General features: G+C 64.3%; 10 protein-coding genes. 5 read left to right on the top strand and 5 right to left on the bottom strand.

Going from position 1 to position 13,238, the window contains the following annotated elements:
* Nucleotides 1-9: 9 nt before the first annotated feature.
* Both QCL51_RS05045 and QCL51_RS05040 read right to left on the bottom strand, forming a co-directional pair.
* The gene (locus tag QCL51_RS05045) at nucleotides 10-435 is read right to left on the bottom strand and encodes a pilus assembly protein PilZ (protein WP_028697974.1); all 426 of its coding nucleotides are present in this window, start codon (nucleotides 433-435) and stop codon (nucleotides 10-12) included.
* Nucleotides 432-2,072, bottom strand: a complete 1,641-nt coding sequence (locus QCL51_RS05040) for a hypothetical protein (protein WP_021781934.1) — start codon at nucleotides 2,070-2,072, stop codon at nucleotides 432-434. Before QCL51_RS05040 ends, QCL51_RS05045 begins: the two co-directional genes overlap by 4 nt.
* Nucleotides 2,073-2,295: 223 nt before the next feature.
* On the opposite strand from QCL51_RS05040, the gene QCL51_RS05035 reads away from it, so the two are divergent.
* Nucleotides 2,296-4,356: a PhoX family phosphatase gene (locus QCL51_RS05035; RefSeq protein WP_103443552.1), complete on the top strand. Its 2,061-nt coding sequence runs from the start codon at nucleotides 2,296-2,298 to the stop codon at nucleotides 4,354-4,356.
* A 130-nt stretch (nucleotides 4,357-4,486) separates the two neighbouring features.
* Here QCL51_RS05035 and gspK read toward each other — a convergent pair whose 3' ends face one another.
* Nucleotides 4,487-5,452 carry a type II secretion system minor pseudopilin GspK gene (gene gspK, locus QCL51_RS05030; RefSeq protein ID WP_338444620.1) on the bottom strand — a complete coding sequence of 322 codons (966 nt, stop codon included), beginning with the start codon at nucleotides 5,450-5,452 and terminating at the stop codon, nucleotides 4,487-4,489.
* Between the two features lie 145 nt (nucleotides 5,453-5,597).
* Here gspK and tatA point away from each other — a divergent pair, with 145 nt between their 5' ends.
* The 3 genes from tatA to tatC are packed head-to-tail and all read left to right on the top strand — an operon-like array spanning nucleotide 5,598 to nucleotide 6,879.
* On the top strand, nucleotides 5,598-5,831 hold the full coding sequence (tatA, locus tag QCL51_RS05025) for a twin-arginine translocase TatA/TatE family subunit (RefSeq protein WP_103443550.1): 234 nt from the start codon (nucleotides 5,598-5,600) through the stop codon (nucleotides 5,829-5,831).
* Nucleotides 5,831-6,121: a Sec-independent protein translocase protein TatB gene (gene tatB / locus QCL51_RS05020; RefSeq protein ID WP_021781930.1), complete on the top strand. Its 291-nt coding sequence runs from the start codon at nucleotides 5,831-5,833 to the stop codon at nucleotides 6,119-6,121. The genes tatA and tatB overlap by 1 nt, the downstream gene beginning before the upstream one ends.
* Nucleotides 6,118-6,879 (top strand): twin-arginine translocase subunit TatC, encoded by a 762-nt coding sequence (gene tatC / locus QCL51_RS05015; RefSeq protein ID WP_084850132.1) that lies wholly within the window; start codon nucleotides 6,118-6,120, stop codon nucleotides 6,877-6,879. The genes tatB and tatC overlap by 4 nt, the downstream gene beginning before the upstream one ends.
* Before the next feature lie 103 nt (nucleotides 6,880-6,982).
* On the opposite strand, the gene QCL51_RS05010 is transcribed toward tatC, so the two are convergent.
* Together QCL51_RS05010 and purL are read right to left on the bottom strand one after the other, a co-directional pair.
* Nucleotides 6,983-7,294 carry an NGG1p interacting factor NIF3 gene (locus tag QCL51_RS05010; RefSeq protein WP_084850131.1) on the bottom strand — a complete coding sequence of 104 codons (312 nt, stop codon included), beginning with the start codon at nucleotides 7,292-7,294 and terminating at the stop codon, nucleotides 6,983-6,985.
* Between the two features lie 3 nt (nucleotides 7,295-7,297).
* On the bottom strand, nucleotides 7,298-11,197 hold the full coding sequence (purL, locus tag QCL51_RS05005; RefSeq protein ID WP_338444619.1) for a phosphoribosylformylglycinamidine synthase: 3,900 nt from the start codon (nucleotides 11,195-11,197) through the stop codon (nucleotides 7,298-7,300).
* Nucleotides 11,198-11,750: 553 nt separating this feature from the next.
* Here purL and mltF point away from each other — a divergent pair.
* Nucleotides 11,751-13,208: a membrane-bound lytic murein transglycosylase MltF gene (mltF, locus tag QCL51_RS05000; RefSeq protein ID WP_021781926.1), complete on the top strand. Its 1,458-nt coding sequence runs from the start codon at nucleotides 11,751-11,753 to the stop codon at nucleotides 13,206-13,208.
* Nucleotides 13,209-13,238: the final 30 nt, after the last annotated feature.

The raw sequence follows: 13,238 nt of genomic DNA, 5'->3' as shown, positions 1-13,238 counted from the left end.
AGGCATCGTTCATCCTTGCCGCTTGAAGCCGGTCACGGCGGGGCGTGGCGGCCAGGGCAGGCGCTCACGCCGCCCCTGGTTGTTGAAAATCAGGCCATCGCTGTCGATGTCCTGCAGCACGATCCCTGGCGCCAGGCGCTGACCGCGGGCCAGGGTGCGCACTTGCTGGCCGTAGCGCAGCACCACCACACTGGCGGCCAATGGCTGGGCCTTGAGGCCGCCGAGGTACTGCAGCGGCAGACGGGTGATGGTGATGGCGCCGTTGTCGGGCGGCGCCTGCCAGTGACCGACCATCAGCCCGGGCAGCGGGCTATCGGCCACCGCAGGTGCCGTGGCCGGGTGTGGCTGCCGGCTCAGCTGCAGCACACACTGCGCAGACAGCCAGCCGGCCAAGGTCAGGCCAGCACCGGTGAGCAGACGCGAGGTGAGCATCACGAGGCCAATTGCCGTGGGTGCCAGCCTGGGTGCCCCTGCACGTAACGCACTTCGGGCAGTTGCAGCGGCGCCAGTTGCCAACCGTCAGGCTGGCGGGCGAGCCAGGCCTCGACCCGCTGCCAAAGTGGCTCGCCGGCCTGGCTTTCGAATTGCAAGCCAAAGGTGCGGCACAGGCCCTGCACCGGCTCCAACCCCGTGATGCGCTTGCCTTGTGGGCTGTAGCTGACGCTCCAGGCCTGGCCCTGCCAGCGCGGCAGGTCCTGGCTGTTGTCCAGCAGCAGCGGGTCACCGAACAATTGTTCAGCGGCGTTTTCCAGCACTTGTTCGACCTGCCTGGCCGGTGCCTCGACCACTGGCGCCGGGTAACCACCGGTAAGGCTGATCAGGTGTTCGCGGGTAATGGGCGCCCCGGCGGACAGCGGGTAGTCGTAACGCAGGCCCGGCAGCAACACGGGCATGCTGCTATCGTCGGCCAAGGCTTGATGCAGCAGGCAGTCCCAACTGCCGCCACGGGTATCGCGGCGCCACAAGGCCTGGGGCGCGCGGGCCAGCGGCTGGTCGAGCCAGGCCGCGTGGCCGGCCCGTTGCTGGCGCAGTTGTGCCTGCAATTGCGCGACACGCAGCTGCGCGGCAGGCGCCAGTTGCTGTTCAAAGGCCGGGAAAAAACGCCCGTCGAACTGCCACTGGCCGGCCACTCGCTGGCAGCGCAGGCGGAAGGCACCGCTGCCCCGGCAGCCGGCAAACAGCACCGGCACGCGCCGACCGCTGGCCTGGGTGACCTCGACCGGTGCCGGCCACAGGTCCTGACCACGGGCACACAACAGCACGTCGATTTGCGGCACCCGTTCAGCCAGCCACAAGCCGGGGCCCGTGCCTGCATCGGCCATGGCCACCACCAGGTCAGCCTCGCGCCGGGCTTGCTCGAATACCGGCAGCAGTGACTGATACCACTGTTTAAGAGAGGCTTTCTGGTCCTGTGCGTACGGGTCGGTCACGCCAACCACTGCAATACGGGCACCGCCGCGCTCGAAAATGTGCAGGCCTTGCACGCCCAGTGCCTGGCGTTGTGCGTCAGCCAGCCCGGCGCCGAGGGTAATGGCGCTGGCCTGGCGATACAGGCCCATGCAGCGTTGCGGCCACAGCACACGCTCGTCGCTGCTGACCCGCGCTTCGATGCCCAACAGCTGGCTGCCTTGCACACCACTTTCGCCCTGGGTCAGGTAGGCCAGGCCACTGCCATTCCAGCCTTGGCCGTTTTCCAGGGTCAGGCTGTTGCCCGCACCGGCCTCGCCACGCAGTTGTTCCAGCAACGCCGCGAGCACCGCATAACCGCCCAGCGGGGCCGTCGTTGCCTGGCGGGCATCGAGCAGCGGCGCCAGTTGCGGGTAGGCGATGCTGGCGCTGCTGCCGGTCATCCAGGGCGCACGGCCCAAGTGGCTGACCGGCCCCAGCCGGGTAGCCGGTACCACCGCCTGGCCAGGCTGGCGGGCATCGAGGGTATCGGCGACGTACAGCAAGTCGAGCCGGGCGTTGCCGCCCTGCTGCCCTGGGAAGGCTGTGCAGGCGCCGAGCAGCGGTGCCAAGGCACCGATACCCATCCAGCCGATCACTTCGCGCCTGCGCACACTGCTCGCCATCGCATCGCCATCCTTATCCACGTCCATTCAGGGTCCCGGATGTTGCGGCGTTGGCATTACAGTTTGATGGCAGAAATCCGACAGAAATTCCAATTCGATCTTTAGATTCCCCATCCAAGAACCGAAAGTTTTAAAAGCTCGTTAACATTTCTGCCAAGGAATCATCACACTTGCGCCTTACAGTCGCGGTTTCTTCCAACTCAGCCAACATAAGGACAACCTGATGAGTCGAGATACCGGCGACAACCTGGACCGGAACCAAAGCGGCAATCTGCCGATGGCCAACGTCATGGATGCCTACCTGAGCCGCCGCAGCGTGATGCGCGGCAGCCTGGGCGCCGCCATCGCCATGATCGCCGGTACCGGCCTGACAGGCTGCTTCGACGGTGGTGGTTCCGATCACGATGATCCGGTCACCGAACCGCCAGTCACCGAGCCGGAAGTGCCAAAACTGGCGCTGGGCTTCCAGTCCATCCCAGGCTCGCGCACCGACGCCTGTGTGGTCGCCGCCGGCTATAGCGCCTATGTGCTGGCACCTTGGGGCACGCCACTGAACAGCAACGGCAACCCGTGGAAGTCCGACGGCAGCAACACCTCGACCGACCAGGCCAACGCCATGGGCATGCACCACGACGGCATGCACTTCTTCCCCATCAACGGCAGCTCGGAAGACGGCCTGCTGGCAATCAATTTCGAGTACATCGATACCGCCGCCCTGCACCCGGCCGGCCCCACTACCGATGTCAACGGCAAGCGCCCAGTTGAAGAAGTGCGCAAGGAAATCAACGCACACGGTGCTGGCGTGGTACGCCTGCAGAAAATCAACGGCCGTTGGCAGGTGGTCGACAACGACCCGCTGAACCGTCGCTTCACCACTGCTTCACGCATGGAAATCACCGGCCCGCTGCGTGGCACCGACCACGTCAAGACCAAGTACTCCACTGCTGGCACCCACTGCCGTGGCACCAACAACAACTGCGGCAATGGCTATACCCCGTGGGGCACCTACCTGACCTGCGAAGAGAACTGGCCGGGCATCTTCGTCAACAAGGGTACCCGCCCCGAGGACCAGCGCCGCATTGGCGTGGGCACCTCCAGCGGCCAGTACAAGTGGGAAAGCGCTGCCGGTGACGCCAGCGAAGTGGATGACGAATTCGCCCGTTTCGATGTTACCGTCAAAGGCGCCAGCGCCACCGACGACTATCGCAACGAAGCCAGCACCTACGGCTACATTGTCGAAATCGACCCGTACAACAGCAGCACCCTGGCCACCAAACGCACCGCGCTGGGCCGCTTCCGCCACGAGGGCTGCGCCCCCGGCCTGCCCGTCGCCGGCAAGCCGCTGGTGTGGTACATGGGTGACGACTCGAACAACGAGTACCTGTACAAGTGGGTGTCCACCGCCGTGTGGGACCCCGCCGACGCCACCCCGGCCGACCGCTTGGCCACCGGCGCCAAGTACCTCGACCAAGGCAAGCTCTACGTGGCCCGCTTCAATGCCGACGGCACCGGTGTATGGCTGCTGCTGGATGTGGCCACCGCCACCACGGGCGGCAGCACCTTGGGCGCGCTGTACGGCGACTTGCCGGGCATCATCCTCAACACCCGCGGTGCTGGCGATGCCGTGGGCGCAACGCCGATGGACCGCCCGGAATGGACAACGGTCAACCCGCTGAACGGCGATGTGTACCTGACCCTGACCAACAACAGTGCACGCACCCCGGACAAGGTCGATGCAGCGAACCCGCGCGGCCCGAACCGCCACGGCCACATCATTCGCTGGCACGACAGCGACGATCAGCTGAGCTTTAACTGGGACATCTTCGTGTTCGGCGCCAACGCTGCCGGTACTGCCGACATCAACCGCTCCGGCCTGACCGAACTGAACCAGTTCGCCAGCCCCGACGGCATGAGCTTCGATAGCCGCGGCGTGCTGTGGTTCGAGACCGACAACGGCGAAAGCACCTTGACCGACTACACCAACGACCAGTTGCTGGCGGTGATCCCTACCGACCTGGTGGATGCCAGCGGCAAGCAGGTGCCGGTGAACGCACAGAACCAGGTGGACCTGCGGCGCTTCTTTGTCGGGCCAAACGGTTGCGAGGTGACCGGGATTACCTTTACCCCGGACAACAAGACGCTGTTCGTCAACATTCAGCACCCGGGGAACTGGCCGTATACCGACAAGGCGACCGATGCGACGCCGGCTGGGGCTACCGTACGGCCGCGGGCTTCGACGGTGGTGATCCAGCGTATTGATGGCGGGGAGATCGGCACCGTTTGATCCAGTGCCGGTCAGCCAACCTTTTGCTGGCTGTACCGGCCTCTTCGCGGGCAAGCCCGCTCCTACAGGGATCCCACGGGTTTCAAAACCGGCGTAGGGGCGGGCTTGGCCGCGAAGGCGCCCGTAAACGTTACCAGGCTATCGGCTCCCGGCTACGCACCCGCAATTGCTGCGCTGGCACCCGGGCATGCCACTGCACCACCCCCAGCGCCTCCACCTGGAATTCGCTGCGCATCACCCGCCCCTCTTCTTCGAACGACAGCTGCAACAGAAAATGCCCGCTATTGAGCAGCAGCCCTTCGCTCAACCGTTCGAACGTTTCATCATCCACCGCCCCCAGCGCCTGGCGCAGCGCGGCGGCATCCACGTACCCTGACGCCGGCCGACCGCTGATGATGCGGCTGAGCAACGAACGCGAGTAACGCCCTTCATACAGCGCCTCCAGCAGGGGCAGATGCTCCAACCCCAACGCATTGGCGTTGAGCCGCCAGCCAGTAGTCTGCGACAAGGCGCACAGCATCGGGTAACGCGCCTGGCGGCTGGCGTCCGGCTCCAGCAACAGGTTCAGCTCGCTGGTGTCGAGCATCGGCTGGTCAGCCGCCAGCCGTGGCGGTTGCTGGCGCAGGTACTGGGCGCTCTCGGCGCCCTGCAGGCGGGCATCACTGTCGGCATCGAGCCAGTCGGCCAAGGCATCGACCAGGCGTTCGGCCGCCATGTCATTGCCCAGCAAGTAACGCAACTGGCGCTCGGCGCGTTCGCCATCGGCACCCAGCAACGCATTGACGTTGAAGCAGGTGTGCTGGTCGCGTACCCGCAACTGCGCCTGGCCAGCGCCAAAATCGTAGTTCAGCGGCTGCCCGCGCAAGGCTTGCCAGAACACCGGGCTGAGCCGCCAGGCGGGGTCACGCAGGGCCTGCCCGGCATAAGCCAGGCCGGCCTGCTCCATGGCCCGCACCTGCACCCGCTGGTGTAGCAGGCGCACATCGTCAACCTGGCGTCGGCCATCCTCCACCAACCAGGCCATGCCCGCCGCCAGCATTGCCAGCACCACCATCACCATCAACAGGGCCGCACCCTGCTGTTGCCTTCCACCCATCCGTGTGTGCCTCGCTCGCGGAATAAAAACGCCAGTCAACACGCGGGGTGTTTCAGGTAGATGGCAATGCCCGTTCGTCATGCGCACGTCATCTAGGCAAGGCAGGATTGCCCTTCCTTTTCATGACCTTACAGGAGTGGTCGCTATGGGTGGCATTGGAATCTGGCAACTGGTGATCGTACTGCTGATCGTGTTCTTGCTGTTTGGTACCAAACGCCTGAAGGGTCTGGGTAGCGATGTGGGCGAGGCGATCCAGGGTTTTCGCAAATCCATGGGCGGCGACAATGACGCCAGCGCCGCTGGCCAGGCGCAAGTGCAGCAACAGTGCCCGCTGAACGGCCAGGCTGCTCAGCAACCTCAAGCGGACCGCCAGGCCTGATGTTCGAGGTAGGCTTCAGCGAGTTGCTGCTGATCGGCGTCGTCGCACTGTTGGTACTAGGCCCCGAGCGCCTGCCGGTGGCAGCCCGTACCCTCGGGCGCGGCCTGGGCCAGGCGCGCCGGGCCATGCACGCCTTGCGCACGCAGGTGGAGCGCGAAATCGAAATGCCCAACCTCGACAAGGCACCTTTGCAGCGCCTGGAACAGGAGATCCGCCAGGGCATCAGCCTGAACGCGGTGCCGGCCAATGATGCGGCCACGGCCGCGCTGCCCAAGGAAAAAGCTTCATGAGTATTGCCATGGACCCTGCGGCGAGCATGCCGCTGACCGAACACCTGCGCGACCTGCGCAAACGCCTGGTGCGTTGCCTGGCGCTGGTGGCATTGGTGTTTGCCGGCCTGTTCCCCTTCGCCCAGACGCTGTACACGCTCATATCCGAACCGCTACGGCGCTTTTTGCCGGAAGGCGCGAGCATGATCGCCACCAGTGTCACCTCGCCCTTTCTAGCACCGTTCAAGCTGACCGCGATGTGCGCACTGTTCCTGGCCATGCCGTTGCTGCTGCATCAGGCCTGGGGCTTTCTGGCGCCGGGGTTGTACCGCCGTGAACGGCGCATTGCCCTGCCGCTGCTGGTTTCGAGCATCGTGCTGTTCTATGCCGGCATGGCGTTCGCGTTCTTCCTGGTGTTCCCGATGATGTTCGGTTTCTTTGCCAGCGTGACGCCGGACGGCGTGGCGATGATGACCGACATCAGCCAGTACCTGGACTTTATCCTGGCGCTGTTTCTGGCATTCGGGCTGGCGTTCGAGATCCCGGTGGCGACGTTCATCGTGGTCTGGGCGGGGTTGGCCGATGTGGCCGCATTGCGACGCAGCAGGCCCTACGTGGTCGTCGGGTGCTTTGCGGTGGGGATGATTCTGACACCGCCGGATGTGTTTTCGCAGACGATGCTGGCAGTGCCGATGTGGGTGCTGTTCGAGGTGGGGTTGCTGGCTTGTGGAATGTTGAAGCGGCCGGAGCCAGGCAAGGAGATTGTGGCTGGATTGTAGGGCCCTTTCGCGGGCACGCCCGCTCCCACAGGGATATCACAATCCTCAGAACCTGTGATATCCCTGTGGGAGCGGGCGAGCCCGCGAATGGCCGTGATGGGTTCTAGAACTCGGCGAGGCGCCAGACTTCATAGGCTGGCGTCTCGTACGGGTGGCTCTGCTTGAGCGCAGCGACGACCTGAGCCACCAGTTCGTCAGCCACCACCAGCTCCACCTTCCACTCCTCCACCACCTCGACCTGGCCGGTTTGCCCGAGGAACGGCTGGCTGCCGTCCAACGGGCGGAACTGGCCCTGGCCCAAGGTTTGCCAGGCGCAGTGGTCATAATCACCAATGCGCCCGCCGCCAGCGGCGAACACAGCGCCCTTGACCGCTGCGACGTGGCTGGCGGGGACGAAGAAGGCGAGCTTGTACACGCCTTAGTTCACCCACACCCGCGCGTTGCGGAACATACGCATCAGCGCGGCGTCTTCCTGCCACTCGTCCGGGCGCCAGGAGTTCTGCACAGCGCGGAACACACGCTCCGGGTGCGGCATCATGATGGTCACGCGGCCGTCGCGGCTGGTCAGGCCGGTGATACCACGCGGCGAGCCGTTCGGGTTGGCCGGGTAGGCTTCGGTGACCTTGCCATGGTTGTCGACGTAGCGCAGGGCCACGCAACCGGACACATCGGCTTCCAGCAAGGCTTCTTCGCTGGCGAACTCGGCATGGCCTTCACCGTGGGCGATGGCGATCGGCATGCGCGAACCGGCCATGCCCTGCAGGAAGATCGAGTTGGACTTCTGCACCTCGACCATGGCCACGCGGGCTTCGAACTGCTCCGAGCGGTTGCGCACGAAGTGCGGCCAGTACTCGGTGCCCGGGATCAGCTCGTGCAGGTTGGACATCATCTGGCAACCGTTGCACACGCCCAGGGCGAAGCTGTCGGTACGCTCGAAGAAGGCCTGGAAGGCGTCACGTGCACGGGCGTTGAACAGCGCCGACTTGGCCCAGCCTTCACCAGCGCCCAGCACGTCACCGTACGAGAAGCCGCCACAGGCGACCAGGCCCTTGAAGGCTTCGAAGTCGACACGGCCAGCGAGGATATCGCTCATGTGCACGTCGATGGCGGCGAAGCCGGCACGGTCGAAGGCGGCTGCCATCTCGACCTGGCCGTTGACGCCCTGCTCACGCAGGATGGCCACTTGCGGGCGCACGCCTTTCTTGATGTAAGGCGCGGCGATGTCGTCGTTGACGTCGAAGCCCAGCTTGACCGACAGGCCCGGGTTGTCTTCCTCGAGCAGCAGGTCGAATTCCTGGTCAGCGCAGTCGGCGTTGTCGCGCAGGCGCTGGATCTGGTAGCTGGTTTCAGCCCACTGGCGCTGCAGCATGCGACGGTCATCGTCGAACAGCACTTCGCCATTCAGGCTGATGGTCACTTCAGCGTTGTTGACCGGCTTGCCGATCACCGCGACGCATTCTTCACCCAGGCCGGCAGCGCTGAACTGAGCCAGCACGTCCGGGGTAGCATCCTGGCGAACCTGGATCACCGCGCCCAGCTCTTCGTTGAAGAGGATGGCCGGCACTTCGCCCTTGCTGTCGGTCAGCGGGTCGAGTTGCAGGTCGAGGCCGCAGTGGCCGGCGAAAGCCATTTCCAGCACGGTGGTGACCAGGCCGCCGTCGGAACGGTCGTGGTAGGCCAGCAGGTGGCCGTCGTCGTTCAGGCCCTGGATCACGGCGAAGAAGGCTTTGAGGTCTTCGGCGTCGTCGACGTCCGGTGCCTTGGCAGCGATCTTGCCGTAGGTCTGGGCCAGGATCGAGGCACCCATGCGGTTCTTGCCGCGGCCCAGGTCGATCAGGATCAGGTCGGTCTCGCCCTTGTCCATGCGCAGTTGCGGGGTCAGGGTCTTGCGGATGTCGGTGACCGGGGCGAAGCCGGTGATGATCAGCGACATCGGCGAGGTGACGCTCTTCTCGATGCCCTCGTCGCTCCACTTGGTCTTCATCGACATCGAGTCTTTGCCGACCGGAATGGTGATGCCCAGCTCCGGGCACAGCTCCATGCCGACAGCCTTCACGGTGTCGTACAGGCGTGCGTCTTCACCCGGGTGACCAGCAGCGGACATCCAGTTGGCCGACAGTTTGATGTCGGACAGCTTTTCGATGCGCGAAGCCGCCAGGTTGGTCAGGGTTTCGCCGATGGCCATGCGGCCGGACGCCGGGGCATCCAGCAGCGCCAGCGGCGTACGCTCGCCCATGGCCATGGCCTCACCGGTGTAGACGTCGAAGCTGGTGGCGGTAACGGCGCAGTCCGCCACCGGAACCTGCCACGGGCCGACCATCTGGTCGCGGGCAACCAGGCCGGTGATGGTGCGGTCGCCAATGGTGATGAGGAAGCTCTTGCTGGCCACAGCCGGGTGGTTCAGCACGCGCTGGACGGCGCTGTCCAGGTCCAGCTCGCTCGGGTCGAAGTCATCGCCCAGCTCGGCTTCGCGGGTAACCGAACGGTGCATGCGCGGCGGCTTGCCCAGCAGCACGTCCAGCGGCATGTCCACCGGGGTATTGCCGAAGTGGCTGTCGCTTACGGTCAGGTGCGGCTCTTCAGTCGCTTCACCAACCACGGCAAACGGGCAACGCTCGCGCTCGCAGATGGCCTTGAAGCGCTCGAAGTCGACTGCGCTGACGGCCAGCACGTAACGCTCTTGCGATTCGTTGCTCCAGATTTCGTGCGGGGCCATGCCCGGCTCGTCATTTGGCACGTTGCGCAGTTCGAAGCGACCACCGCGGCCGCCATCGTTGACCAATTCAGGGAAGGCGTTGGAAATACCGCCAGCGCCCACGTCGTGGATGAAGGCGATCGGGTTGCTGTCGCCCAACTGCCAGCAACGGTCGATGACCTCCTGGCAACGGCGCTCCATTTCCGGGTTTTCGCGCTGTACCGAAGCGAAGTCCAGGTCAGCCGAGCTGGCACCGGTAGCCACCGACGAAGCAGCGCCGCCGCCCAGGCCGATCAGCATGGCCGGGCCGCCAAGCACGATCAGCTTGGCGCCGACGGTGATTTCGCCCTTCTGCACATGGTCTTCACGGATGTTGCCCATACCACCGGCGAGCATGATCGGCTTGTGGTAGCCGCGCACTTCTTCACCGTGGGGGGTGTCGATGGCTTGCTCGAAGGTACGGAAGTAGCCGGTCAGGGCCGGGCGACCGAATTCGTTGTTGAACGCAGCGCCACCCAGAGGGCCTTCGATCATGATGTCGAGGGCGTCGACGATACGCTCGGGCTTGCCATAAGCCTGCTCCCAAGGCTGTTCGAAGCCCGGAATGCGCAGGTTGGACACGGTGAAGCCGGTCAGGCCGGCCTTGGGCTTGGCACCACGGCCGGTTGCACCTTCGTCGCGGATTTCGCCACCGGAGCCGGTGGAGGCGCCGGAGAACGGGGCGATGGCGGTCGGGTGGTTGTGCGTTTCCACCTTCATCAGGATGTGCACCGGCTCCTGCACCGCGCCGTACTGGCGGGTTTCAGGGTTCGGGAAGAAGCGGCCGGCAACGTTGCCGACGATTACCGAGGCGTTATCCTTGTAGGCCGACAAAACACCTTCGTTGTGCATCTGGTAGGTGTTCTTGATCATGCCGAACAGGCTCTTATCCTGAGCCTGGCCGTCGATATCCCAACTGGCGTTGAAGATCTTGTGACGGCAGTGCTCGGAGTTGGCCTGGGCGAACATCATCAGTTCGATGTCGTTCGGGTTGCGCTTGAGGCCCTGGAAGGCATTGACCAGATAGTCGATTTCGTCTTCGGCCAGGGCCAGGCCCAGGTCGATATTGGCCTTGGCCAGGGCGTCGCGACCGCCGGAAAGGATGTCCACGGAGGTCATCGGCTTGGGCTGGGCGTGGCTGAACAGGTCTGCGGCCTGCTCCAGCTGGCCGAGCACACGCTGGGTCATGCGGTCGTGCAGTTCGGCGGCGATCAGTTCGGCGTCAGCGTCGCTCAGGGTGCCGGCAACGTAGTAGGCGATGCCGCGCTCCAGGCGCTGGATCGACTGCAGGCCGCAGTTGTGGGCGATGTCGCTGGCCTTGCTGGCCCATGGCGAAATGGTGCCCAGGCGCGGCACTACCAGGAACAGACGACCCGTCGGCTCCTGTACCGGCACGCTCGGGCCGTACTTGAGCAGACGGCCCAGCACCTGCTGCTGGTCGGCGGTCAACTCGCCGTCAACATCGGCGAAGTGGGCAAATTCGGCATACAAACCAGTAACAGCGGGGACTTTCTGGCTCAGTTGCTCGAGTAATTTACCGTGGCGAAAGGCAGAAAGGGCAGGAGCGCCGCGCAGGATCAACATCGTCGGGACAGCCTCAGGAAGGGGTGTGCTTAGAGGCCGTGCATTCTAGCCTAATTCGATGGCTTTCGGCACCTGCTCTAAGCCATGCCTGCCGGGCGGCGGAACCGGACTTCGGGGTCAGTTTTCAGAGGTGTCCGGCTTGAGACGAGATCTAGCGCCGCCGGGTGTCCGCCTCAAGACATTCAGCGCCTGTGAGATCGAGCGCCGCCCGCGCGGCGCTTCGCGGGTAAACCCGCTCCTACGTTTGTTTCGGGCCAATTATGCCTGTGGGATTCGCGCGCGAACGCCTTGGTGCCTATCTCGATATCGCGTCGTACCAACAAGGCGGTCGCGCGCGCCAGGCACAGGATGGACTGGCCCGAAACAAACGTAGGAGCGGGTTTACCCGCGAAGCGCCGCGCGGGCGGCGCTCGATCTCACAGGCGCTGAATGTCTCAAGCCGGGCACCTGGTAGCCTTGATGCAATCCCCTCCCCAACCACACAACCCGCTACCAGACAAGCTAACAGTTGTCGAGATATGGTTGGGCCAGTCCTTTGCGTATACTGCAACCTATGTTCGCCCACACTGCTTTGCGCCAGCGTTGCGCCAAATGGCTTCTCGCAACCGGACTCTTTCTGCTGCTAGGTGCCTGCGTTGAAAAACCCAGCACCCTCGAGCGCGTGAAGGAGGATGGCGTGCTGCGCGTAATCACACGCAACAGCCCGGCAACCTACTTCCAGGACCGTAACGGCGAAACCGGCTTCGAGTACGAACTGGTCCAGCATTTCGCCGACGATCTCGGCGTAAAGCTGCAGATCGAGACCGCCGACAACCTGGACGAGCTGTACGACTCCCTCGGCAAGCCCTCCGGCCCGGTACTGGCTGCTGCCGGCCTGGTCAGCAGTGAGCGGCGCAAAGCGCAGGTGAAATACTCCCATCCCTATCTGGAGGTGACCCCGCAGGTCATCTACCGCAACGGCCGCCCACGCCCCACCAGCGCCAAGGGTTTGGTCGGCAAGAAGATCATGGTGCTCAAGGGCAGCAGCCATGCTGACCAGTTGGCCGAGCTGAAAAAGCAGTACCCGGCCTTGCAATATGAGGAATCCGACGCCGTCGAAGTGGTCGACCTGCTGCGCATGGTGGACGAAGGTCAGATCGACTTGACCCTGGTGGACTCCAACGAACTGGCGATGAACCAGGTGTATTTCCCCAACGTGAGGGTCGCCTTCGATTTGGGCGACACCCGCGACCAGCGCTGGGCAGTGGCAGCAGGCGAAGACAACAGCCTGCTCAACGAAATCAACGAATTTCTCGACAAGGCACAGAAGAACGGCACCCTTCAGCGTTTGAAGGACCGCTACTACGGCCATGTTGACGTACTCGGCTACGTCGGCGCCTACACCTTCGCCCAGCACCTGCAACAGCGCCTGCCCAAGTACGAGAAGCACTTCAAGAGCTACGCCAAGGTCGAGCAGGTCGACTGGCGCCTGCTGGCAGCCATCGGCTACCAGGAATCGATGTGGCAGCCGGAAGTCACCTCCAAGACCGGCGTGCGCGGCCTGATGATGCTGACCCAACGCACCGCCCGGGCCATGGGCGTGTCCAACCGGCTGGACCCGAGGCAGAGCATCCAGGGCGGCGCCAAGTACTTCATGAAGATCAAGGAAGAGCTTGATGACAGCATCAAGGAGCCGGATCGAACCTGGTTTGCCCTTGCCGCCTACAACGTTGGTGGCGGCCACCTTGAAGACGCCCGCACCCTGGCCAAGCGCGAAAAGCTAAACCCGAACAAGTGGCTGGACGTGAAGAAGATGCTGCCGCGGCTGGCTCAGAAGCAGTGGTACCGGCAGACCAAGTACGGCTACGCCCGTGGTGGCGAACCGGTGCATTTCGTGGCCAACATCCGCCGCTACTACGACATCCTCACCTGGGTGACCCAGCCGCAACTCGAAGGCCAGGTGGCCGAGGGCAACCTGCATGTGCCCGGGGTCAACAAGAACAAGCCGGCGGATCAGTCGCCACCGATGTAAGCCTTTCAGGGCCTCTTCGCGGGTAAACCC

Origin of the sequence: Pseudomonas sp. LTR0 (assembly GCF_036630035.1) — a bacterium.
GTDB lineage: Bacteria > Pseudomonadota > Gammaproteobacteria > Pseudomonadales > Pseudomonadaceae > Aquipseudomonas > Aquipseudomonas putida_Y.
This window is presented reverse-complemented; position numbering and strand designations above follow the sequence as displayed.